Annotated in this window: 16 protein-coding genes and 2 pseudogenes; 6 read left to right on the top strand and 12 right to left on the bottom strand. The window is 70.5% G+C overall.

Annotation, left to right across the window (positions count from 1 at the left end; all coding sequences use genetic code 11):
• The first annotated feature begins 30 nt into the window (after nucleotides 1-30).
• A complete protein-coding gene (locus tag RGI145_RS15550) occupies nucleotides 31-828 on the top strand; it encodes an ABC transporter permease (protein WP_237183093.1) in 798 nt (265 codons plus the stop codon).
• A gap of 74 nt (nucleotides 829-902) precedes the next feature.
• On the opposite strand, the pseudogene RGI145_RS15545 reads toward RGI145_RS15550, so the two are convergent.
• Together RGI145_RS15545 and RGI145_RS15540 are read right to left on the bottom strand one after the other, a co-directional pair.
• Nucleotides 903-1,856, bottom strand: a pseudogene (locus tag RGI145_RS15545) (aldo/keto reductase).
• A gap of 334 nt (nucleotides 1,857-2,190) precedes the next feature.
• Nucleotides 2,191-3,186: a Bug family tripartite tricarboxylate transporter substrate binding protein gene (locus tag RGI145_RS15540; RefSeq protein ID WP_083670812.1), complete on the bottom strand. Its 996-nt coding sequence runs from the start codon at nucleotides 3,184-3,186 to the stop codon at nucleotides 2,191-2,193.
• Nucleotides 3,187-3,394: 208 nt separating this feature from the next.
• On the opposite strand from RGI145_RS15540, the gene panS reads away from it, so the two are divergent.
• Nucleotides 3,395-4,348, top strand: coding sequence for a ketopantoate/pantoate/pantothenate transporter PanS (panS, locus tag RGI145_RS15535; protein ID WP_075799064.1), 954 nt, complete (start codon nucleotides 3,395-3,397; stop codon nucleotides 4,346-4,348).
• Nucleotides 4,349-4,397: 49 nt separating this feature from the next.
• Here the strand turns inward: panS and RGI145_RS15530 are convergent, their stop codons facing one another.
• The gene (locus RGI145_RS15530) at nucleotides 4,398-4,763 is read right to left on the bottom strand and encodes a hypothetical protein (RefSeq protein WP_156878562.1); all 366 of its coding nucleotides are present in this window, start codon (nucleotides 4,761-4,763) and stop codon (nucleotides 4,398-4,400) included.
• A gap of 135 nt (nucleotides 4,764-4,898) precedes the next feature.
• On the opposite strand from RGI145_RS15530, the gene RGI145_RS15525 reads away from it, so the two are divergent.
• Entirely contained in the window at nucleotides 4,899-5,372 is a 474-nt protein-coding gene (locus RGI145_RS15525; protein WP_027282873.1) for an MmcB family DNA repair protein, read from the top strand.
• Nucleotides 5,373-5,425: 53 nt separating this feature from the next.
• Here the strand turns inward: RGI145_RS15525 and RGI145_RS15520 are convergent, their stop codons facing one another.
• Nucleotides 5,426-7,336: a DUF2264 domain-containing protein gene (locus tag RGI145_RS15520; RefSeq protein WP_075799062.1), complete on the bottom strand. Its 1,911-nt coding sequence runs from the start codon at nucleotides 7,334-7,336 to the stop codon at nucleotides 5,426-5,428.
• A complete protein-coding gene (locus RGI145_RS15515) occupies nucleotides 7,336-8,625 on the bottom strand; it encodes an ABC transporter substrate-binding protein (protein WP_075799061.1) in 1,290 nt (429 codons plus the stop codon). Before RGI145_RS15515 ends, RGI145_RS15520 begins: the two co-directional genes overlap by 1 nt.
• 297 nt (nucleotides 8,626-8,922) lie before the next feature.
• On the opposite strand from RGI145_RS15515, the gene RGI145_RS15510 reads away from it, so the two are divergent.
• Complete coding sequence (locus RGI145_RS15510) at nucleotides 8,923-9,933, top strand: hydroxyacid dehydrogenase (RefSeq protein WP_075799060.1); 1,011 nt, start codon at nucleotides 8,923-8,925, stop codon at nucleotides 9,931-9,933.
• A gap of 64 nt (nucleotides 9,934-9,997) precedes the next feature.
• On the opposite strand, the gene RGI145_RS15505 is transcribed toward RGI145_RS15510, so the two are convergent.
• The 4 genes from RGI145_RS15505 to RGI145_RS15490 all read right to left on the bottom strand — a co-directional run bounded on the left by RGI145_RS15505 (nucleotide 9,998) and on the right by RGI145_RS15490 (nucleotide 15,573).
• Entirely contained in the window at nucleotides 9,998-11,446 is a 1,449-nt protein-coding gene (locus tag RGI145_RS15505; protein ID WP_075799059.1) for a YncE family protein, read from the bottom strand.
• Between the two features lie 87 nt (nucleotides 11,447-11,533).
• Nucleotides 11,534-14,041, bottom strand: a complete 2,508-nt coding sequence (locus RGI145_RS15500; RefSeq protein ID WP_237183092.1) for a FepA family TonB-dependent siderophore receptor — start codon at nucleotides 14,039-14,041, stop codon at nucleotides 11,534-11,536.
• 81 nt (nucleotides 14,042-14,122) lie between these two features.
• The gene (locus RGI145_RS15495; protein ID WP_075799058.1) at nucleotides 14,123-15,067 is read right to left on the bottom strand and encodes a FecR family protein; all 945 of its coding nucleotides are present in this window, start codon (nucleotides 15,065-15,067) and stop codon (nucleotides 14,123-14,125) included.
• Complete coding sequence (locus RGI145_RS15490; protein ID WP_075799057.1) at nucleotides 15,064-15,573, bottom strand: sigma-70 family RNA polymerase sigma factor; 510 nt, start codon at nucleotides 15,571-15,573, stop codon at nucleotides 15,064-15,066. The genes RGI145_RS15495 and RGI145_RS15490 overlap by 4 nt, the downstream gene beginning before the upstream one ends.
• Nucleotides 15,574-15,903: 330 nt before the next feature.
• Here RGI145_RS15490 and RGI145_RS26215 point away from each other — a divergent pair.
• Together RGI145_RS26215 and RGI145_RS15480 are read left to right on the top strand one after the other, a co-directional pair.
• Nucleotides 15,904-16,335: pseudogene (locus tag RGI145_RS26215) on the top strand (class I SAM-dependent methyltransferase); the annotation flags it as partial.
• A gap of 28 nt (nucleotides 16,336-16,363) precedes the next feature.
• Nucleotides 16,364-17,326 (top strand): methyltransferase regulatory domain-containing protein, encoded by a 963-nt coding sequence (locus tag RGI145_RS15480; RefSeq protein WP_075799055.1) that lies wholly within the window; start codon nucleotides 16,364-16,366, stop codon nucleotides 17,324-17,326.
• 72 nt (nucleotides 17,327-17,398) lie between these two features.
• Here RGI145_RS15480 and RGI145_RS15475 read toward each other — a convergent pair whose 3' ends face one another.
• From RGI145_RS15475 to RGI145_RS15465, 3 genes are read right to left on the bottom strand one after another with little or no spacing between them, the layout of a single operon-like run.
• Nucleotides 17,399-18,484, bottom strand: coding sequence for a siderophore-interacting protein (locus RGI145_RS15475; RefSeq protein WP_075799054.1), 1,086 nt, complete (start codon nucleotides 18,482-18,484; stop codon nucleotides 17,399-17,401).
• A 12-nt stretch (nucleotides 18,485-18,496) separates the two neighbouring features.
• Nucleotides 18,497-19,630 carry an ABC transporter substrate-binding protein gene (locus RGI145_RS15470; protein ID WP_083670809.1) on the bottom strand — a complete coding sequence of 378 codons (1,134 nt, stop codon included), beginning with the start codon at nucleotides 19,628-19,630 and terminating at the stop codon, nucleotides 18,497-18,499.
• Entirely contained in the window at nucleotides 19,627-22,062 is a 2,436-nt protein-coding gene (locus RGI145_RS15465; protein ID WP_167668295.1) for a TonB-dependent siderophore receptor, read from the bottom strand. The genes RGI145_RS15470 and RGI145_RS15465 overlap by 4 nt, the downstream gene beginning before the upstream one ends.
• Nucleotides 22,063-22,201: the final 139 nt, after the last annotated feature.

The raw sequence follows: 22,201 nt of genomic DNA, 5'->3' as shown, positions 1-22,201 counted from the left end.
ACAAAATGAGATGCATGACGTGAGGCTGGCATGTCGATCCGCTCGATGACACGCCCGGCCCGCGCCACGCGTCTCGGCGCCTGGGCGGTGCTGCTCTTCCTGCTGCTGCCGATCGCGGTGGTGCTGCCGGTCTCGCTGACCGACCAGCGCTACCTCTCCATGCCGCAGGACGGGATCTCCTGGCAGCACTACGCCAGGCTGCTGCATTCCGCGCCCTGGCAGGGGAGCATCGCGCAGAGCTTCCTGGTCGCGCTCCTCTCCACCGCCATCGCCGTGGTGGCGGGCACGCTCTGCGCCATCGGCTGCTGGCGCCTCGGCACGCGCTGGGCGGAGGCGGTGCGGGCGCTGATGCTGGTGCCGATCGTGGTGCCCACCATCGTCTATGCGCTGGGCCTGTACCGCAGCTACGCGCAGCTCGGCCTGCTGGACAGCCTGATCGGCGTGGTGCTGGCCCATGCGGTGACGGGGATGCCCTATGTGGTGATCATCGCCTCCACCGCGCTCTCCGGCTTCGACCTCCGGCTGGAACAGGCGGCGCGCTCGCTGGGGGCCAGCGCCTGGCTCTCCACCCGCAGCGTGCTGCTGCCGGCGCTGCTCCCCGCCATCCTCTCCGGCGCGATCTTCGCCTTCATCCATAGCTGGGACGAGCTGGTGCTGGTGCTGTTCATCGCGGGGCGGCGCGTCTTCACCCTGCCGCGCCGGATGTGGGACGGGATCAACGAGAACCTCGACCCCACCCTCGCGGCGGTCGCCGTGCTGCTGGTGGCGGTGAGCGCGGCGCTGCTGCTGGTCGATCTCTGGCTGAAGCGCGGGGCGGAGGAAGGGTAGGGCGGCCGCCCCTGGCAGGCCCCGGGGGAAAGGCGGCGCCTTCCCCCCGGGCCGCAAGGTGAAGACGAACCCCGTCAGGCGGGTGCGCTGGCCTTGTCGAGCGCCGCCATATCCTCCGCGGAGAGCTTGAGCGTGGCGGCCTTCAGCAGATCCTCCAGCTGTTCCAGCTTCGTGGCGCTGGCGATCGGGGCCGTGACGCCGCCACGGTTCGCCAGCCAGGCGATGGCGACCTGGGCCTGGGTGACGCCATGGCGGGCCGAGACCTCGTCCAGGGCGCGCAGCACGGCGAGGCCGCGCGGGTTCAGGTACTTCTTCACGCCGTTGCCGCGCGGGCTCTGCCCCAGATCCTCCTCGCTGCGGTACTTGCCGGTGAGGAAGCCGGCTGCCAGCGAGAAATAGGTGATCACGCCGATCCCCTCCTCGTAGCAGAGCGGCTGCAGCTCCTTCTAGAAGCCCTCGCGCTCCATCAGGTTGTAGTGCGGCTGCAGGCTCTCATAGCGCGGCACGCCAAGTTCGGCCGCCGCCGTCAGCGCCTCGCGCAGCCGCGCGGCGGAGTAGTTGGAGGCACCGACGGCGCGCACCTTGCCCTCGGCGATCAGCTCGGCATAGGCGCCCATGGTCTCGGCGAGTGGCGTGTCGGGATCGTCGAAATGCGACTGGTAGAGGTCGATGTGGTCGGTGTGCAGGCGCTTGAGCGAATGCTCCACCTCCTTCTTGATCCAGGCGCGGCCGAGCCCCTTGCCCTGGCCCGGCATCTCGCCACCGACCTTGGTCAGGATCAGCACGTCGTCGCGCCGGCCGCGCTGCTTCAGCCATTTGCCGATGACGTTCTCGGACTCGCCGCCGCTATGGCCCGGAGCCCAATGCGAATAGATGTCGGCCGTGTCGATGGCGTTGAAGCCCGCCTCCACCAGCCGGTCGAGCAGGCGGAAGGAGGTGGTCTCGTCCGCCGTCCAGCCGAAGACATTGCCGCCGAAGACCAGAGGCGGGAGCGTGAGGCCGGATCGGCCAAGCGGGCGTCGTTCCATGGTCCTGTCCTTGTTCAGTGTCTGCCGCCGTTCCTGGCCGATGCGGTTCCCGTGGCCGGCTCCCCGCCGGGCCGGGCGCCGGACCGGGCGTGGGAGCGGCGTCCGGACCGGTCGGCGGCGGGGTGGGATGGCTTCGGAACGGTCATGCCCCCACCTCGCCCGGGCGGAAAGCGCCGGGTGGGGCGGGTCGCGGCGGCCAGCATCCCTCCGGTCAGGCGGCTTGGCCAGCCCGCTTCCGGTCACAGGGTCGGGCGCGGCGGTCGCATCCGTCAGGCCGGGCGGGCGGGATGCGAGCCCGGAGCCGCCGGGGCAGGCGGCACGTGGCCGGCCGCTCTCAGCCCTCCAGCTTCACCCCGGTCAGTCGCACCATCTCCTGCCAGCGGGCGACCTCCTGCTTCTGGAAGGCGGCGAATTCCGCCGGACCCTGCGGGGCCAGGGTGAAGCCGGCATTCCGCAGCTTCTCACCCATCGAGGGGTCCCGCACCACGCCGAGCATGGCCCCGGCGATCCGCTCCACCAGCGGCGCGGGGGTCTGCGCCGGGGCGAAAAGGCCGAACCAGGCATCCACGAAGGGCTCCGGCTGCCCGGCCTCGGCGGCGGTGGGGATGTCGGGGAAGTCCGGCAGGCGGGCCGGGGCGCCGATGGCCAGGGCGCGCAGCTTGCCGTCGCGCACCAGCGGCGCGACCGAGGGGAAGGTGGCGGTGTAGAAATCCACCACCCCGGTCATCGTGTCGGTCGCCGCCGGGGCGGCGCCGCGATAGGGCACATGGACCGCCCGCATCCCCGTGCGCCGCACCAGCGTCTCGCTGATCACGTGCGAGGCGGAGCCGGCCTGGGAGGAGGCATAGCTCAGATCCTCCCGCCGCCCGCGCTCGATCAGCTCCGCCAGAGTGTGCGAGGGCGAGTCCGCCCCGACGACCAGCGCGTGATGGACCGTGCCCAGCCGCGCGACGGGGGTGAAGCTGGCGATGACGTCATAGGGCAGGTTCGGCATCATCCACTGGTTCGAGGCATGGGTCTGGTTGTGGCCCAGCACGATGGTGTTGCCGTCAGGTGCCGCGCGGGCCACGGCCTCGCTGCCGATCACGCCGCCGGCGCCGGGCTTGTTCTCCACCACCACGACGCGGCCCAGGGCGGGATGCGCGCCCTCCGCCAGAACGCGGGCCAGGATGTCGGTCGGCCCGCCCGGTGGGGCGGGCACCACGAGATGCAGCGGCGGCGCGCCCTGGATCTTGGCCTGACCCTGGGCGCGGGCGGGGCGGGACAGGCTGGCGGCGGCGATGGGGCCGAGGCCGGCCAGGGCCTGCAAGGCGGTGCGGCGATGGATCATGCGGACGTGTCTCCTCCGCCGCGCAACAGGCTCCTGGCCTCCGCCCGGGTCAAGACCAGCCGGCGCTTTGCTCCCCGGAAGGCGGTGCCCCCGGGCCGGACGGAAGGCACGGGGCTGCCTTGCGGCGGGATGGGTTACCGGCGCCGGGGGCAGTCTCTACAGGAAACGGTCCCGCATCCGTTACAACCGCCTTGCACGAGTTGCCGCCATGTCCGCCGTCACCCGGCTCTTCCCGCTCTGGGCGGTGATCGCCGCCGCCCTGGCCTATCTCTCCCCCGCCGTGTTCCAGCCGGTCGCCCCCTGGGTCACGCTGCTCCTGTCGCTGATCATGTTCGCCATGGGCGTCACCCTGAAGCTGGAGGATTTCCGCCGGGTGATCACCCGCCCCGCGCCGGTGCTGGCCGGGGTCGGGCTGCACTACCTGATCATGCCGCTGGCCGCCTGGGGCATCGCCCGGCTGCTGCACATGCCGCCCGACCTGTCCGCCGGCATGGTGCTGGTGGGCAGCGTGGCGAGCGGCACCGCCTCCACCGTCATGGTCTATCTCTCGCGCGGCGACGTGGCGCTGGCGGTGACGATCAGCGCGCTCTCCACCCTGGTGGGCGTGGTGGCGACGCCGCTGCTGACCCGGCTCTACGTCTCGGCCGAAATCGCGGTGGACACCTTCGGCCTGCTGACCAGCATCCTGCAGATCGTGGCCCTGCCCATCGCCGCCGGCCTGGTGGCGAGCCACCTCGTGCCGCGCGCCGTGCAGGGGGTGAAGCCGGTGCTGCCGCTGGTCTCCATGGTCGCGATCCTGCTGATCATCGGCGCCGTGGTGGCGGGCACCCGCAACAGCATCGCGGCGGTGGGGCCGGTGGTGATGCTGGGCGTGGTGCTGCACAACGGCATCGGCCTGCTCGGCGGCTACTGGGGCGGGCGGCTGCTCGGCTTCGAGGAAAGCATCTGCCGCACCCTGGCGCTGGAGGTGGGGATGCAGAATTCCGGCCTCGCCGCCGCCCTGGGCAAGATCTACTTTTCGCCGCTCGCGGCCCTGCCGGGGGCGCTCTTCTCCGTCTGGCACAACCTGTCCGGCTCGCTGATCGCGGGCTTCTGGGCCGGTCGCCCGACGGGTGGGCGGGACGATGGGGCGGAGGAGCGCGCCGCCTATACCGGGCACTGAACCGGAACGCCGGTCGGGGTGAGGGCGGGGCCGTCCCCCCCCATCCGGCTCAGCCAATCCGCCAAACCTGCCAGACCGAGCCCAGCGCGCCGGCCAGGATCAGCGCGAAGCCGCAGTTCCGGTAGAAACGGAGCGCGGCGATCTGCTCCGCCGAGGCCAGCCGTTCCGACGCATCGGGGCGGCTGTGCCAGCGGGCGGCGAAGATGTCCCGCCCCCAGCCGGGCACGTCCTGCGACAATTCGGCCCGCACGCAGATCAGGCTGGCGATCAGGCCGAGCAGCAGCACGGCCGGGAAGCCCAGCCGCCGGACCAGGAGCAGGCTCGCCCCGATCAGGGCGAGGACGCCGATCCATCCCAGGCCCTGGACGAGCCCGTAAGCCAGCCTGCGCAGGGTCGGCCCCATGACGCGTTCCACGCTCCATCCTCTGCTTGGCAAGGTTAGGGCGCTTCCCCGGAGCGATGCCAGGAAGGGACAGCCTTCCTGGCGCATCCGTGAAGGCGGGCCACCGGGCGCTTGACTCCGCCGGCATTCTGTCCCCGATTCGTTCTCATGCCGCTCGACCTGTCCGTACCTGACCGCACCGCGCTGGTCTGCCGTTCCGCCATGCGCCACTGCGCCCGCCTGGGCTGGGCTCCCGTGCTGGAAGTGCCGATCCCCTGCGGCCGCAGGCTCGACATCATGGCCCTGACGCCGGAAGGGCAGTTGAACGCCATCGAGGTGAAGAGCGGGCCGCGCGACTTCCTCTCCGACGCGAAATGGCCGCAATACCTGGAATGGTGCGACCGGCTGTTCTTCGCGGTGGACTGCGACTTCCCGCAGGACCTCATCCCGGAAGAGGTCGGCCTCTGGTGCACCGACGGCTACGAGACGGCCGTGCTGCGCGAGGCTCCGCACCGCCCTCTGGCCCCGGCGCGGCGCAAGTCGCTGCTGCACCGCTATGCCGTGATCGCCGCCGGTCGCCTGGCGGCGGTCTGCGACCCGCTGGGGGCGCAGGAGATGCGGGCGGCCTTGCGCTGCGAGTGATGCTCCGCGCAACGGCATAAGGGACGCTCCGGGATAGCGTCCCCCCCCGGGTCTCACATCACCAGGACCGGGTCCGGAACGCGGCTGTCGGTCCGGAGGATGAGAGACGGCCCGGGCAGCGGGCCGGCCTCCGCCCTCCATGCCGCATCCCAGCCGGCCTCGGCGGCCAGGGCCGCGATCCGGTCCCAGCCGGGCAGCGGAAATGCCGCCCCCGCCAGTCGTTCCGCCCGGATCGCGGTGGCCAGCAGGTGCCGGCCGGGCGGCAGGCGGCCGCCCAGCACGGGCACGGCGGCCTGTGGGAACATCAGGCTGGTATTGGCCATGACATCCATCGCGCCGCTCCGCCGCCGGCCGAGCGGATCGAGGATCGCGCTCCCCGCCGCGTCCCCGGCCCGCAGCAGGAGGCCGCCTTCCGACAGGAGGTCCAGCACGGAGCCGCCCGGCCGCTTGCGGGAACGGACGCGGCAGGGCACGGCATGGCCGGATTCCAGGGTCGCGACGGGATGGTCGGACCGGACGTCGTGCAGGCGGATCTCCCAGCCCTCGCTGAAGAACTGGAGGGTCGTGACCTCCACCCCCGCCAGCGGCGACCAGCTGGTCTCGATCCAGTCCGGGCCGAGGCGGCGGGCGGGGATGTCGCGGCGGATGTGCCAGTCCCGTTCATCCGTGCTGACGGCCAGGATGTTGTCGCCGCAGGCGCCGTTGTGGATCCAGCGCGCCGCCTCCATGCAGGGGCCGAGATGCGTGGAATAGGCGAATTTCGCGTATTTCTCCGTGCCGCCGCGCATGTTGTCGTGGCTGGGCCCGGCGGGCAGGGCGGTGACGTCGCCGCCCTGGCGCTGCACCAGCATGGAGGCGCCGGGAATCAGGGTCACGCCGTCCGCGTCCGGATGCGGCGCCTCCTCGGCCTGCCAGAAGGGGTGCGTTTCCGGCAAAGCGAGCGGCAGGAAGGCCTTGAAGGCCCAGTAGGGCGAGCCCTGGGAGTTGTAGTTCTCGCTCATCAGCAGGTTCGGCCAGCGATAGCCGACGCGCATCCGCCCGGCCTCGTCCAGCATCGGCTGTTGCAGCCACCAGCGGATCTGCCGCGCCCAGAGCCCGCGGATCACGCCCCAGGGCAGCGCCTCCACCCCGGCATAGGCCAGCGCACCCCAGAACGCGGCGGTGGCGAAGCGGTAGGTCAGCGAACGCCCGATCGCCAGCGTGGCGCCGTCATCGCCGAACCAGTGGCGGAAACCCCGGGCGAAGGCGGCGGCACGGTCGCGGTAGCGGGCAGCGCGCTCCGGATCGCGGCCGCCGGCCAGGGCGGCATAGGCGAGGCCGTAGAACTGCAGCGCGAAGCCGTTGTAGTGGTCGATATGACCGCCGGCCCCATCCCCGTACCAGCCGTCGCGGAGGTAGAACTCCTCGATCCGCGCCAGATGGCGGTCGCGGGAAGCCTCGTCGATCGGCAGGCCGACACGCTGCAGCCCGAGCCCGGCCATGACCGGAAAGAAATGCCAGTTGTTGTCGGCCATGGCGACGCGCTGCACGCCGCCGAGCCAGGTGGCGAGGTTGCGCTTCGCGGGTTCCGGCAATGGGTCCCAGAGATGCTCCGGCACCAGGGCCAGGGCGAAGCCCAGCGCCGCCATCTCCACCGAGCGCTGGTCGTGGTCGGTGACGGCCTCCCAGTATTCCGGATGCGCGGGGTCGCCGCCGCTGGCCAGCCCCTCGCGGAACAAGGACCAGCCGTCGAAATCGCCCCCGCCCGCCGCGAGGGGCGCGAGGCCCCAGAGCGGGCGGGCATAGCCCTCGAACCATTCGGCCTTGCGGTCGAAATGCGCGCTGTCCAGCCCCAGCCGCACCTGCGCGCGTCCCGGGCTGAAGCACGGGCGCAGCGGCGCGTTGAGGTCCAGCAGCAGGCGGGCGGCATCGGCGCGGCTGGCCAGCGGGTTCCCACGGATGGCCGCGTGCTGGTTCTCGTGCATCACAGGATGGCGTTCGTGTCGCTGACCAGCTTCCCGGCGGCCTGTTTCGCATCCATCCGGCCGAAGGCGAACTCGTCGGCGGCGTTGCGCAGAAACTGGCCGAACTGCTGCGCGTTCACCGGCATGGCGGGCGGGTAGGGGCCCACCTTGTCGGCCAGGAAGTTGACGTATTCCACCGTGCGGCGCTCCAGCTCGTTCAGGGTCGGCAGGACGAGCTCGCGCGATGACCTGGCCATCGGCACGCCGCGCTCGACGCCGAGGATCTTCACCGCCTCCGGATCGTTGAGGAAGAAGTTCACGAACTCCGCCGCGAGCTGCGTGTTGCGGCCGCGGCCATAAAGGCACCAGATCAACGCGGGCCGGTAGAAATGCCCGGGCTTCGCGCCGGGACCACCATGCGGGAAAGTGGTCATGCCCAGCCTGAAGGGCACGACCTCCTGCGTCCCGACGAGCTGGTTGGAGAACATCAGCGCCATGCCGGCATTCTTGGTGACCAGCGGCATGGACTGGATGGAATTCACGTCCTGCGAGGCGATGTCGGGCGTGATGCAGCCGCCGGCCTTGCGCTGCCTGTCCCAGAAGGCGAACCATTCCGCCGCCAGTTCCGGAGTGAGGCCGAGCTTGCCCTCCGCCGTGAAGAGATCGATGCCGTGCTGCCGCAGCCAGACGGTCAGCGCCTGCTGGTTGCGGCTGATATCGGCGGAGCCCCACCAGTTCTCCTGCTTGGCCGCCTTGGTCATCTCCACCGAGAGGCGGACATAGTCGTCCCAGCTCGTCTTCTCGTCCGGCGGCGTCAGGCCGGTGCGCGCGAAGACCTCGGAATCATAGAGCATGGCGAAGGAGTTCAGGCCGAGCCCCATGCCATAGACCTTGCCGTCCACGCGGCAGAGATCGAGCATCGAGGGATCGATGCCCGACACGTCGATGGCCTTGCCCAGCATCGGCTCCAGCGGCAGCAGCGCACCGCGCCGCGCATAGTCGGACAGGCTGTTGGGTTCGAGCTGGAAGACATCCGGCCCGTTGCGGCCGGCGATCTGCGTGTTGATCTTCTGGAAGTAGTCGGTGGAGTTGCCGTACTGGCCGTTGATCTTGAGGCCCGGATGGCGCTTCTCGAAGAGCTCGATCACCGCGAAGGTGCGGCGGGCGCGGTCGCTGGCGCCGAACCATTGCACCGCCATCTTCGTTTCCGCCGCCCGGGCGGACTGGCCACCCGCGAGCGTGCCCCCCAGCAGGCCGAGGCCGCCCCCCAGGGCCAGGCGACCCAGATCGCGCCGCGCGAGATTCGCCATGGACGTGTTCTCCCCTTTGTCCGGCGTCGTCCGGCCCTGGATCGTCCCGCGGGGATGACGCCGGGGTTCCACGCCCCGGGGGCCATCGCATCCGGGAACCCTGTCGCCGCCGCGGGTTCGTGGCAGCCGGCCGCCGATTTTTGGTAACCGGAAGGTTATTCCTGCGTCATGGCCTGTCAAGCAACATCAGAGATGATCTTGATGGAAAGGGGGCATCGCGGATAGATCGGGCAAGAACTCATGTAAACGATTGGTTACTTTTGCTGCGATGCAGAAAGAACCGCGTGGGGAGGAACGATGAGCGGACCCGCCGCCCTGCTGGCCTATGATCCGGACCGTAACCCCGAAACCGTTTCCGCAGCGCAGCACGCGCGGCTGCGGGAACTGCTGGACGTCATATCGCCCGGTCCCGTGCGCCGCTTCGACGATCCCGCGCTGGCGCCGCTCCTGCCGCGGGTGGAGGTGCTGGTGACCGGCTGGGGCGCGCCACCGCTGGACCGGGCGGCGCTGGATGCCATGCCGCGCCTGCGCCTGGTGGCGCATCTCGCCGGCACGGTGAAAGGACATCTCGCGCCCGAGACCTGGGAGCGCGGCATCCGCGTGGTCAATGCCGCCGATGCCAATGCGCTGCCGGTGGCGGAATACACGCTGGCGGTGATCCTCTTCGCCAACAAGCAGGTCTTCCGCCTCAACCGCCTGTACCGGGAGCGGCGCGATGCACCGAAGCCCTGGAGCAACCTCGCGCCCGGCCTGGGCAATTACGGCAAGACGGTCGGCATCGTCGGCGCCTCCCGGATCGGGCGGCGGGTGATCGAGCTGCTGCGTCCCTTCGACCTGCATGTGCTGCTGAGCGATCCCTTCCTGGATGAGGAGGAGGCCGCACGGCTGGGCGCCACCTTGCGGCCGCTGGAGGCCCTGCTCGCCGAAGCCGATCTGGTCAGCCTGCATGCGCCGCTTCTGACCGCCACGCGCGGCATGATCGGCCGGCGGCAACTGGCGCTGATGCGGGACGGCACGGTGCTGGTGAACACGGCGCGGGGCGGCCTGGTGGATCAGGAGGCGCTGGTGGAGGCGTTATCGGGCGGGCGGATCAGCGCGGTGATCGACGTGACGGAACCCGACCTGCTGCCGCCGGAGCATCCGCTCTACGACCTGCCCAACGTCTTCCTCACGCCGCATATCGCGGGGGCGGAGGGGACGGAAACGCAGCGCATGACGGCGCTGGTCATCGAGGAGATCCGGCGCTTCCTGTCCGGGGAGCCGCTGCGCCACGAGGTCCGGGCGCAGGACCTGCCGCATCTGGCCTGACGGGGGCCTTTCCCATATGGGGACGACCGGAGCCCCGGGGATATCACCGGGGCCCCGTCGCTGGTCAGGAACGCGGCTGGATGCGCAGAAGCCTGTCCCCCTCCTCGTTCCGGGCGCCCGCGGACTTGTCGACCGCGAAGACGGTGCCATTCCGGCCCAGGGCGACATGGTTGGCCAGCGGCGCCGGGCCCAGATTGGCGACGATCCTGCCATCGGCATCCGTGACGGTGATCGTGCCGGCCACTCGGCTGCTCACATAGGCCAGACGGCGCACCGGGTCGAACACCACGTTCAGCGCATTGGCGCCCACCGGGGTGTCGGCGACGGTCTTGCCGTTCTCGTCGAGCACGACGAGGTTGTCGCTCCCCTGGGCGGCCACGAAGATGCGGTTGGTCTGCGGGTCATGCGACACGCCGATGGCGCTCCGCGTGCCCGGAACGGGCAGGACCTTCTCCACCTCATCCGTCCGCGTGTCGATGACGGCGACCTCGTTGGTCGAGTTGCTGACGACATAGAGGCGATGCGCCGCGGCATTCAGGGAAAGGCTGGCCGCCGAGAAGCTGCCGCCCCGCACCCGCGACGGGATCTTCACGCGCTTGGCGACCTCGGGCTTGCGCGTGTCGAACACGACGACCTCCGGCTGGAAGGTCGCGCTGGAATAGGCCTTCCCCAGCGCCTGATCGACCACGACGTCACGCGCGTGGTTGACCGTGCCCGGCTCGAACTGCCGGACCAGCGACAGGTCGGACTGCCTGTAGACGGCCACGGTGTTCTGGCGGGAGTTGGTGACCCAGACGGTGTCGTTGGCATCGTCCACACCGACGCCATAGACGGCATAGACGCCGCCATCGGCCGCCGCGCCCCCGCCCTGCCCATTCGCGGGAGCGCCCGGCCGCGGCGCCGGAGCCGGCGCGGCGGCAGGCGTGATGCGGGCAACGACGGCCAGCGTGTCCGGATCGACCCGCACCAGCTCGGACTGCCGCACCGGCGGACGGCCGACGGCGGAGGCGACGAACAGGGCGTTGTTGCGGGCGCTGTAGGCGGACTGGTACAGGCCGCGCGCGATCTGCTTCTCGCCGATCTGGAACCGCTCCTGCTCCGAAAGCGGAATGACGGGCGAGACCTTCAGCGTCGCGACCGTCGCGTTGTACGGCTCCTGCGCCACCACCACGATGGGATGGCTGCCGGCGACCGCCCTGGCCGGCACGGCGATCCGCCCCGCGATCCTGCCTTCGCCATCGGCCACCAGGGCGCGGTCGAGCAGGGGCGCCGTGCCATAGAGCAGCGTCACCTGCTGGCCGGGCCTGAAGCCCTGGCCGGCGACGGCCACCTCCGCGCCCGCATGGATCGGGCGGTTGCGCTCCACGGCCGAGAAGCTGATCTGCGAGCCCGGCGCCGGATCGACGGCACCGAAGGGGGACTGGGCCGCCAGCGGGCCGGCGCCCAGGGCAAGGGCGCCGAGCAGCACCGTGCCCGCAAGGGTCCAGCGGGGCCGGGGATCGAGGCGCGTCATGGCTGTTTCATCTCCGTTGATGTCATGTGGCTGCATTGCGATAACCCCGCTGCTCCCGCTCCCCCTGGAGGAGCGGAAGGCGCGGCCTCAGAAGCTGGCGGTCAGGCTCACGAAATAGGCGCGTCCCGGTTCGTTGTAGGTATTGGCGCCCGCGCCGCTGGAATTCGCCTGGCGGAACAGCTGCTCGTCGAACAGGTTGTTGATGCCTGCGGTCAGCCGCGTATTGTCGCTGATGAAATAGCTGCCGCTGACATCGACCACGGTATAGGGCTTGCGTTCCCACAGTTCGGCGCCGGTATTGGCGCCCCCCAGCGAGTCGATGGTCCGGGCCTCTTGGCGCCCGTAATGCGTCATGGCGAGCCGGAAGGAGAGGTCGTCGCGGGCCTGCCAGTCGAGCGAGTTGTTGATCGTGTATTCGGGGATCAGGGAAAGCGGCTGGCCCGTCGCCTTGTCCTTGCTCTCGATCATGTAGGTGACGTTGGTGTTCCAGGCGAGGCCGTCGAGGATCGGGATCAGGATGTTGCCCTCGATGCCCTGGACGACGGCTTCCGGCGTGTTTTCCCAGCGCAGGATGCGGCCACGGGTCGCCGTCTGCCCGACCGGGATGATGCCGGCGACGATCTTGTCGCGGTAGTCGTTGTGGAAATAGGTCACGCTGCTGCTGAAGCCGCCCCGGTTATAGGCCAGGCCGATCTCCTTGTTGATGCTGTGCTCGGCCTTCAGGTCCGCATTGCCCTGGACATAGCAACCGGCACCGAGGGACGGGAAATCGACCGGACAGCCATTGCCCATGGTGTAGTAGATGTAGTTGGGGTTCGACTGATAAAGGTTCGGCGCCTTGAAGGCACGGGCGATGCCGCCCTTCAGGGAAAGGCCGTCCAGCACCTCATAGGACGCGTTGAGCGACGGGCTCCAGTTGGAGCCGAACTGGCTGTGCCGGTCGAAGCGCACGCCCGGCGTCACGGTCAGCCGGGTCGTCGCGGAGATGTTGTCCTCGATGAAGGCGGAATAGGTCTCCGCGTTGGCGCTGCCGGGACGGTTGGCTTGGTCGATGCCAGGAATGGCGCCGCCGGAGAAGGCCTGGGCCACGGAGCCGGGGTCCTTGAGGTTCTCGCCGAAATACTCGGCCCCGATGGTCAGGCGCTGCGGAAAGAGCAGTTCCAGCGGGATGTTGATCTCGCCATTCAGGGTGTAGTTGTTGAGATGCGCCGTGTTGAAGCCGGTTTCGGTGTTGATGCTGCCTTCGCTGGAACCCGCGAGGCCCTCCACGAGCCGCTTGTTGACCGTTCCCTCGTACTGGAACAGCGCGCGCGAATCCGCCCATCCCCAGTCGCCGCGATGCGCCAGCGAGGTGGTGGTCCGCGTCATGATGTTGGTCTCGGCGCCCTCGTTGGCGAGCTGGCTCAGCAGCGCGCTGCCGGCGCTGCTCACCGCGCGGTCGCCGGCATAGATGTTGCCCTGCCGGCTGTAGCCCAACTCCAGCTCGACCACATGCCGCGGATTGATGTCCCAGCGCAGCAGTCCGTTGACGTCGCGGTTCTCCACGCCCTCCCGCCCGGCGGGCGGCGTGGCATCCGCCGCGGTTCCCGAGGCGGCCCTGTTCAGATCCAGGCTGTCCGCGTCCGTTCGGTTGAAGTTCCCATAGAGGCGGTAGCTGAAGCCCGGAACCGTCGTCGGTCCGGAGAGCGTGGCGGTCACGCGGCGGCCATCGCCCTCCCGCCGGTCTTCCGGCTGCAGCGCATAGAGGGTGACGCTGCCATGCGTCTCGTCGGTCGGCGGCTTGGTGATGATGTTGACGACGCCGCCGGAGGCGCCCGAGCCGTAGCGCGCGGCCGCCGGCCCCCGGATCACCTCGATGCGGTCGATGGCATCGGCCGGCACCCAGTTGGAATCGCCGCGCGTGTTGCGCTCGCCGCTCCGGCCCATGCGGACGGAGTTGCGCGAGCGGACCGGCTTGCCGTCGATCAGGATGAGGGTGTTCTCCGGCCCCATGCCGCGCAGGTCGATCTGGCGGTTGTTGCCATACTGGCCGGAGGAGGAGTTGCCGGTGAGGTTCACGCCCGGCATCGTCCGCACGATCTCGGAGATGTCGTTCGCGGGCGGCATGCGCTGGATGTCCTCGCGCGTGATGATCGACACGCCTGGCGCCTGGAGCAGCTCCTCCTCCGCCGTGGCGACCACGCTGACCTCGGGCAGCATGACCATCCCGTCCGGCGACGGCGCCGCCGCGCTGCCGGCCTGGGTCGCGGATCGCAGGGTGAAGATGGCGCCGTCGTTGGAATGCGCCTCCAGCCCCGTGCCGGCGAGCAGGGTGGAGAAACCGCTGACGATGTTCGTCTCCCCCCTCAGCCCGTTGCTGCGCAGGCCCTGGACCTGCGCCGAGTTGAAGGACAGGGTGACGCCGGCCTGCTGGGCGAAGCTGTTCAGGGCCGCCCCGAGCGGGCCCGGCGGGATGTTGTAGCTGGCGGCACGCGCGGGCGCGATGTCCTGGGACAGGGCCACTCCGCACGGCAGCGCCGCGAGAGTCACGCTGCCCAGCAGCGCGGCCCTGAGCGTGCGCCCGAGGCGCGCGTAGCGGTGAGTCCTGGAATACATGAGCGATTCATCCGGGTGCGGTGAGTTCCTGCAGATGCAGACGGATGAGATCGTCGCAGGGACAGCGGCGCCGCGCTTTTTCTAGCGACGCTCCACGGCCAGGAAGAATCCGGTGTACCGGTGCACCTCGATGGGCAGGGCGGCGGACAGCGCGGTCAGCGCCGTGGCCGTATCGCGCAGCGGAAAGACCCCGGAGACCCTGAGATCGGCGAGCCGCGAGGCGTCGTATCGCAGGAAGCCGGCATGATAGCGGGACAGCTCGGCAAGCACTTGCGCCAGCGGCATGGCATCGGCCACCAGCAGACCGCGCGTCCAGGCCGTCGCATCCGCCGGAACCGGGATGGGGCCTTCCACATGATGCCCTCGCAGATGCGCCGAATCACCCGGCTTCAGCACCAGGCAGTTGCCCCCGGCGGCGCAGGCCTCCACCGAGGATTCCTCGACGATGACATCCGTGTCCGAGCCGGACTCCCCCCGCCGCACCGCGAAGCGTGTCCCCAGCGCCTGCAGGCTGCCTTGCGCGGTCTCCACCAGCAGCGGCCGGACGGGATCGCGCGCGACATCCAGCATGATCTCGCCGCGTACAAGCTGGATGCGCCGCTCCGGCCGGTCGTAGTCGATGCGGATGGCGCTGTTGGACGCCAGCGTGACGCGCGTGCCGTCCGGAAGCGTCCGTTCGGCGATCTCGCCCGTGCCGGTGTGATAGTCGGCGGTGATCCACGGCCAGTCCGCCGAGGCCAGGGCGAGGGGGACGAGCAGCCCCAGCACGGCCCCGCCCGCGATCAGCCGCCGCGCCTGCCGCGACGCCACGCCACCCGCTCGCAACGCTTCCCGCGCCGGGCCGGGAGGCAGGCCGTCCAGCCGGCCCATGATCCGCTCGATGCGGCGGAAGGCCTCGGCCTGGGCCGGATGCTCCGACTGCCAGGCGGAGCATCGCGCGAAGTCGGCTTCCGTTGCATCGCCGGAACTGAGCGCCGCATGCCAGTCGGCGGCATGGCGCACCATGTCCGGGGTGGGCTCCGTCATGCCGGCGGATGGGCGATGCTGTAGCAATGCACCAGGGCACTGGCCATGTACTGCTTCACCATGCTGGTGGAGACCCCGAGTTCCGCCGCGATCTCGGCATAACTGAGCCCCTCCAGGCGGTTCAGCAGGAAGGCCCGGCGCGGGCGCTCCGCCATGCCCTCCAGCATGCAGGCGATGGCGGTGAGCGTTTCCACCGCTTCATAGGTCTCCAGGGGAGAGGCGGCACTGTTCCTCTGTTCCGCCACCGCGAGGGCTTCGAGATAGGCCTGCTCCACGGCCGAACGCCGTCGCTGGTCGATCAGCAGCCGGATGGCGCTGGTGGCGAGGAAGGCGCGCGGCTTGCCGATGGCCGAGGGCGGCCGTTCGACCAGGCGGCAGAACAGGTCCTGGACGATGTCGCTGGCCTTGTCGTTGCAACGCATCCGCTTGCCGAGCCACGAGACCAGCCAGCCACGATAGTCGGCATAGAGATTCTCGCAGAGATCGCCGGCGTGGCTGGACAGCATGTCAGGGGACCGAATGTTGTAACAACTCGGTGACGGTCTATGAAGCAAATGCGAATTGATCGCAATATGAATTCAGCCCATCCCCCGCCTGATAGAGCCCCTACAGGCTTGCCATGTCTCTGATTCCTATAACGTTTTGCCTTCAGAACGGATGAATGCGTAGCCAGATCCGGGACGTCTTCCGAGCTTGTACAGAGGACGCCCCTTCGCCGCTGTCCCTTCGGCTGTCTCATCCGTCTACATCCAAGAAGGCACCGACCTGGACAGGATCGCCGGCAGGGGCCGCAGGACGCGCCTTCCGCCCCCCCTGCCAGGAACCGACGCCCATCCATGAGCGAGACCGACGACTACATCCACGACGTGACCTATCCGGCGCAGTTCCACCGGGAAATGACGCCGGCCTGGATCGACGCCGTCGCCCGGGGCCTCGGCCATGCCATGCCGGACATCGCGCGGCCCTTCCGCTGGTGCGAGCTCGGCTGCGGCACGGGGCTCAACAGCCTCGTCGCCGCCGCGACCCATCCCCGGGCGGAGTTCGTCGCCATCGATGCCAATGCCCGCCATGTGGATCAGGCCCGGGCCGCGGCGACGGCGGCCGGCCTGCGCAACCTCCGCGTCATCCATGCCGGCTTCGATGCCTGGGACGGGCCGGAGGGAGAGCCGCTGGAGCCCTTCGACGCCATCGTCACGCATGGGGTCCTGTCCTGGATCTCCCGGCCGCAGCGCCAGGCCTTCTTCCGCTTCGTGGCGCGTTTCCTCAGGCCGGGGGGCCATCGTCTATGCGCACTACATGACGCATCCGGGGCTTTCGGCCGCCGCCGCCGCCCAGCATCTGGCCCGCCGCTACGGGGAGACGCTGGCCGGGAGTTCCGCCGAACGCGCGCGGCATGGCCTCGCCTTCCTGTCGCGCCTCTCGGAAGCCGGCGCCGGCTTCTATGCCGCCTATCCGCAGGAGAAGCTGCGCCTGGCCTCGGCCGCCCGGCAGGACCGGGATGCCCTGGCGCATGAGCTGCTGACGGCCGGGTGGGAGCCATTCCACGTCGCCACGATGATGGAGGAATTCGCCGCCGCCGGCTGCACCTATCGCGGCAGCGCCACGCCGGCCGACAACATCGATGCCGTCAGCCTCCCGGCCGCCACACGCCCGCTGCTGGCCGGCATCCAGGCCCCTTCGGTCGCGGAAACCGTCCGGGACATGGCCCGCAACCAGTCCCTGCGGCGGGATCTCTACCAGCGCGGCGGCGGCCCGCTCTCCCCCGCTCGGCACATGGAGGCGCTGGGAGCCCTGGCCCTTGCCGCCCTGCCGGGCGCGCCCTCCGGCGGGCAGGACCTCCATTTCGACACCCCCATCGGCCGGGTGAGCGGCGACAGGGCCCTGTTCGGGCCGATCCTGGACGCGCTGGCACAGGCCCCCCGCACGGTGGCCGAGCTGGCCCGGCTGCCGGGCTTCTCCCCGCACCCCGCCATGCTCAACCAGGCCGTCCAGATGCTGTTGTGGAGCGCCTGCGCGCACCCGGTGGCCCGTGCCCTGCCGGACCCCGCCGCCGCCTGGGCGCTGAACCGGCACCTCGCCCGGGATGGAGGCCCCGGCTGGCTGGTCGCTCCCGCGCTCGGCACCGCCCTGCCGGCGACGGCGGAGGCGATGGCCATGGCCCGCGCCGCGCTGGAATCCCCGGCCGCCGAGGCGCCCCCCGGGATGCGGGCGCTTCGTGACCGCTGGACGGCCTTCGGCGTCCTTCCGCCGCGGCATTGACGTGCCGCGCCGGTCCGACGAGACCCGACCGGTCGGTCCGGGACCGCCCCGCCCGCCGCCCGGACCTGCCGCTCAGTGCTTCTTGAACTCGCCCTCCCGGACCCCGTGGCGCCAATAGGCCAGGGCGAGATGATCCTCCTTCCGCAGGCCACAGCTCTCGCGCCAGTGCTTGCGGAGTGCCCGGAAGGTCTCGTACTCGCAGCCCGCCCAGGCAAAGACGCGGATATCCGGCCCGGGCCAGGGAAGGGCCAGAGCCGCTTCCAGCAGGTGCCGCGTCGTCCCGGCCGGGGCGCCGCCACGGTGCAGCCAGCGGATCTCCAGGCCCGGCGGATGGCGTATCGCCTGCTGCTCCGCCGCGTCGGCGACCTCGATCAGGGCGACGCCTTTCGCATCGGGCGGCAGCCCCTCCGCCATGCGGGCGATCGCCGGCAGCGCCGTCTCGTCCCCGACCAGCAGGATCCAGTCCGCCGCGCCGTTGTGCGCCCCGCTGCCGCCGGGCCCCATCATGCCCACCTCGTCCCCCGGCCTCGCCATGAGGGCGAAGCGCGAGCCCGGCCCTTCGTCGCCATGCGCGACCAGGTCGATCTCCACCTCTCCACGCACGGGGTCCACATGGCGCAGCGTATAGGTCCGCACTGCCGGCCGGCGGTGATCCACCACCGGCACCAGACGGCCCGAGGCGTCGAGTGTGGGCCAGGCCGGGTCGCCGCCGTCCGGGGCGATGAGCAGCTTGACGTGGATGTGGTCGGGGGATGCGAAGCGGTCCAGCGCCTCGCCCGCCAGGGTCAGGCGGCGCATGTGCGGCGTGACCCACCGGGCGGAAACGACCCGCATCAGCCGGAAGTTCGGCGGCACGGACAGCTCCGTCCCGTCGCCGTTCCAGACGACGTCGAGGGGTTCCGCCGGAACCAGCTGCGCCAGGCGGCCGATGAGCGTCAGCTTCACCGAAGCCAGGCCGGAAAGGTCGGGCGCCTCCGCCCGGAAGCGGACCTCCCCCTCGCCATGCTCCAGCTCCGCTTCCCCGAAGTGAAAGAGCGCGTGGCGCCGGCCCTCCGGCCGCCCGGTGATCTCCACATCGAGTTCCGCCAGCACCTCGCAAAGCGCTGCGATGCGCCGCTCGGGATCGGAAAGGCGGAAGCGTGTCTCGGCGCTCGGCATGGGGGACACTCCTCAGGGAACCGGTGGCGTGGCGCTGACCCACAGGCAGCCCCGCAGGCTGACGGGCAGGAAGCGTTCGTTCAGCGTGGCGAGGCTCGCGGCGGGATCGAGGTCCCCGAACAGCTCGGGGCGGATCCATTGGGCCATGACCTCGGCCGCCAGGACGCTGATCGGCGAGGAGACGAGCTGGTGCCAGAGCCCGTGCGCCCGCCCGTTCCGCACCGCGGGCAGGGTGGCGATGCCGGGCCGGCGCAGGGTCGCCGCCAGGCTGGCGCGGGCCCGCTCCTCCCCCTGGCCGGGGCCGAGCACCAGCCCGCCCTCCGCCGCGAGATAGGCACCGCCCGTGCCGATATAGACCTCCGGCGCGCGCGAGACCGCGTATTCCAGGCTGATCTGCCCGATCGGCACCGGCAGCACCGGGGCGGCGATGTTCTCGCCGCCGGCCAGGTCGATGAAGTCACCCATGCTGCCCTGCCGCCCGGGGGAGGCGCAGCAGACCGCGCGGCCGGCATGGGCCTCCACCATCACCCGGGGGCCGGGCCCGGCCCCCGCGACCCGCGCCGCGATCCGCTCGATGCGCCGCCGGTAGAAATCCGCGTATTCCCCGGCCTGGCGCTCGCGATCCAGCAGCCGGCCCATGATGGTCACCACCGGCGCCATGTCCCAGGCACGGCTGCCCGGAGAGGGCGAGGAGACGAAGGCCACGGTGACCCCCGCCTCCTCCAGTTGGCGGACCAGCATGCCCTGCGGGCTGAAGAGGCGGGGCATCAGCACCAGGTCGGGCGACAGGGCCAGGATGCGTTCGAGCGAGACGCTGTCGGGCGTGTCGCCGCCGATCGTGGGCAGATGGCCCAGACGCGGTTCGCGCCGCTGCCACTCGTCCAGCAGCGGCCGGTCGAAGCGTCCCACCCCACCCCAGCCGACCAGCAGGTCCACCGGATCGGGGTGGACGAGCGCCAGGAGCAGGAGGTCGTTCGCCTCCGCCAGCACGACCCGGCGCACCGGCGCCCGCAGCACGAGATGCCGGCCGAGCCCGTCCGTCACCTCCCGCGCGGACTGGGCCATGGCGGGAATGACGGCTGGGGCGGCGAGCATCACGGCGGCGGCCGCGAGGACGGGGCGCCGCCCCGTCCGCCAGCCGCTCACCAGCGGTAGCGCAGCGTCGCGATCACGCTGCGCCTCGCGCCGAAATAGCAGCCGTTGTACTGGTCGCAGGCGGCGACATAGCGCTGGTTGCCGATGTTCTGGCCATTGACGGCGAGGCTCATCCCCTTCAGCGCCGCGATGTTGGCGCCCAGGTCGTAGCGGATGCTGGCATCCCACAGCGTGTAGGAATCCACCTTGATCGTGTTCTGCCGGTCGGCATAGGTGGAGCCGACATAGCGGATGCCGCCGCCGACCGAGAGCGCGTTGAGCGGCCCGCCCGCGAAGGTGTACTCCGCCCAGGCGGAGGCCGTGTTCCGCGGCACGGCCGTGGGGCGCTTGCCCTGGGCGCTGGGGGCGGAGGCGGTGCCGTTATCCTTCGTGACCTCCGCGTCCTGGAGGGCATAGGAGGCCAGGACATCCAGCCCGTCGAGCAGGCGGGCCTTCGCCTCCAGCTCGATGCCGCGCACGCGCACCTCGCCGGTCTGCACGCTGTACAGCGTGGGCGCGCGAAGGTCCGGCGTCAGCAGGTTCGTGCGCGTCAGGTTATAGGCCGCGAGGGTGACGAAGCTGTTGCGTCCGGGCGGCTGGTACTTGATCCCGGCCTCGTACTGCCGGCCCTCGGTCGGCTCGTAGGCCTTGCCCTCCAGCGTCGTGCCGATCTGCGGCTCGAAGGATTCGGAGTAGCTGACATAGGGCGCGATGCCGTTGTCGAAGAGGTAGAGCAGCCCGGCCTTGCCGGTGAAGGCGCTGTCCGACTGCTCGCTCGTGCTGCCGCGCCGCGCGGCGAGCGAGATGCTCGTCAGCCGGCTGTCGGCCCAGTCATGCCGCCCCCCCAGCGACAGGACCCAGTGGTCCAGCCGGACCTGGTCCTGCACGTAGATCCCGATCTGGTCGGCATCGGTCTTGCGCATGTTGGTGAGGGTGGGGGCGGTGAAGTTCACGCCATAGACCGGCTGGAAGATGTCGAGCGCGGGGCCCGCCGTCTGGCCGAAGCGGAAGTCGCCCCAGAGATGCTGGTAGTCCAGGCCCACCAGCAGCGTGTGCGACAGGGGGCCGGTCGCGAAATCGGCCTGCACCTGGTTATCCAGCGTCACCGCCTCGTAGCGGTGGCGGAACAGGCTGAAGGTGCGGCTCAGGCTGCGCTGATCCGCCGCGAGGGAGCCGATCGAGACGTCCTTCGTGTCCGCCGAGAAGTTCTGGTAGCGGAAGTTCTGCCGGATGGTGAAGACGTTGTTCAGCCGGTGCTCGGCCAGCCAGCCGCCGAGCCACTGCGTGCGCTGCAGCTCGTTCCAGTTCGGATCGCCCTGGAAGAAGGTGGCCGGCAGGCGGCCGTTGATGTTCGGCAGGACGGAGCCGTTATACGGCGCGATGCCGAAATTCGGCGCGTCGGCATCGTGCTGGTACTGGCCGAGGAAGGTGACCGAGGTATCGGCATCCGGCCGCCAGGTGAGGGCGGGGGCGATCAGCACCCGGCGGTCGCTCTGGTAGGGAACGTCGCTCTCCGCGTTCCGCATCAGTCCGGTCAGGCGGTAGAGGAACTTCCCGTCCGCGTCGATCGGCCCGCCCAGGTCGAAGGCGGCCTGCTTCCGCTCGTTCGTGCCGGCCTGCAGGTTCACCTCGCCGAAGCGCGTTTCGGTGGGGCGGCGGCTGACGAGGTTCACGAAGCCGCCGGGATTGGCCTGGCCGTAGAGCACCGAGGACGGGCCGCGGAACACCTCCACCCGCTCCAGCGCCCAGGGGTCGATCTGCGGCGAGATGCGGACATCGCGCAGCAGCTTGAGCCCGTCCATGTAGTTCACGAAGGCGGAATCATTGGCGAAGCCGCCGAAGCCGCGCAGGAAGATGCTGTCGTAGCGCGTCTGGTTGCCCGCCGTGCCCGTCACCACGCCCGGCACGAAGCGCAACGCGTCGGAGACCGTCTGCACCGCCTGGCGGTCCATCTGGTCGCGCGTGACGACGGAGATGGATTGCGGCGTCTCGATGATCGGCGTGTCGGTCTTGGTGCCGGTGTTGGTGGCCTCGGCGATGAGGCCCGGTGCCGGCGCCCAGCCGCGCCCCACGCGGCCCTGGACATCCACGGGAGGGATCAGGACGGCATCGCCATCCACGGCCACGCCACCCGTGGCGGCTGGCGGAGGCAGCACGACGATCGTGACGCTGCCGGCATCCGAGAAACGGTAGCCGAGGCCGGTGCCGGCCAGCAGCCTGCGCAGTGCCTCCTCCGCCGGCATCCTCCCCGAGACACCGGGCGACCGGCGGCCTTCGAGCTCCTGGCTGAGGGCGAGCACGCGCAGCCCGGAAGCCTCGCCGAAGCGCGTGAGGGCTCCGCCTATCGGACCCGGCGGTATGGAGAAGGCCGTCGCGGGCGCCTCCACCCGGGATTGCGCCAGCGCCCGCCCGGCCGGCGATGCGGCCGCCAGGGCCGCCAGCACCCAGCCGGCCGTCCTCCATCCCCGCGGCTTCCGCCGCCCGGCATTCCTCGCCATCGATCTCTCGTCCGGATTGTCGTTGCTTCAAAGCCAGGGACGAAGGAGCGCGGCGTTACGACAACGAAGATATGATTCCGGAACG

This window comes from Roseomonas gilardii (assembly GCF_001941945.1).
In the GTDB taxonomy this organism is placed as follows: domain Bacteria; phylum Pseudomonadota; class Alphaproteobacteria; order Acetobacterales; family Acetobacteraceae; genus Roseomonas.
Note: the sequence above shows the minus strand (reverse complement) of the source record. Positions and strands in the feature narration are given on the sequence as shown.

Bases quoted from the DNA above. Each gene is read 5' to 3' on its own strand.
- RGI145_RS15550 (WP_237183093.1), top strand. From the start codon at position 31: ATGTCGATCCGCTCGATGACACGCCCGGCCCGCGCCACGCGTCTCGGC.
- RGI145_RS15540 (WP_083670812.1), bottom strand. From the start codon at position 3,186: ATGATCCATCGCCGCACCGCCTTGCAGGCCCTGGCCGGCCTCGGCCCC.
- panS (WP_075799064.1), top strand. From the start codon at position 3,395: ATGTCCGCCGTCACCCGGCTCTTCCCGCTCTGGGCGGTGATCGCCGCC.
- RGI145_RS15525 (WP_027282873.1), top strand. From the start codon at position 4,899: ATGCCGCTCGACCTGTCCGTACCTGACCGCACCGCGCTGGTCTGCCGT.
- RGI145_RS15520 (WP_075799062.1), bottom strand. From the start codon at position 7,336: ATGCACGAGAACCAGCACGCGGCCATCCGTGGGAACCCGCTGGCCAGC.
- RGI145_RS15515 (WP_075799061.1), bottom strand. From the start codon at position 8,625: ATGGCGAATCTCGCGCGGCGCGATCTGGGTCGCCTGGCCCTGGGGGGC.
- RGI145_RS15510 (WP_075799060.1), top strand. From the start codon at position 8,923: ATGAGCGGACCCGCCGCCCTGCTGGCCTATGATCCGGACCGTAACCCC.
- RGI145_RS15505 (WP_075799059.1), bottom strand. From the start codon at position 11,446: ATGACGCGCCTCGATCCCCGGCCCCGCTGGACCCTTGCGGGCACGGTG.
- RGI145_RS15500 (WP_237183092.1), bottom strand. From the start codon at position 14,041: ATGTATTCCAGGACTCACCGCTACGCGCGCCTCGGGCGCACGCTCAGG.
- RGI145_RS15495 (WP_075799058.1), bottom strand. From the start codon at position 15,067: ATGACGGAGCCCACCCCGGACATGGTGCGCCATGCCGCCGACTGGCAT.
- RGI145_RS15490 (WP_075799057.1), bottom strand. From the start codon at position 15,573: ATGCTGTCCAGCCACGCCGGCGATCTCTGCGAGAATCTCTATGCCGAC.
- RGI145_RS15480 (WP_075799055.1), top strand. From the start codon at position 16,364: ATGACGCATCCGGGGCTTTCGGCCGCCGCCGCCGCCCAGCATCTGGCC.
- RGI145_RS15475 (WP_075799054.1), bottom strand. From the start codon at position 18,484: ATGCCGAGCGCCGAGACACGCTTCCGCCTTTCCGATCCCGAGCGGCGC.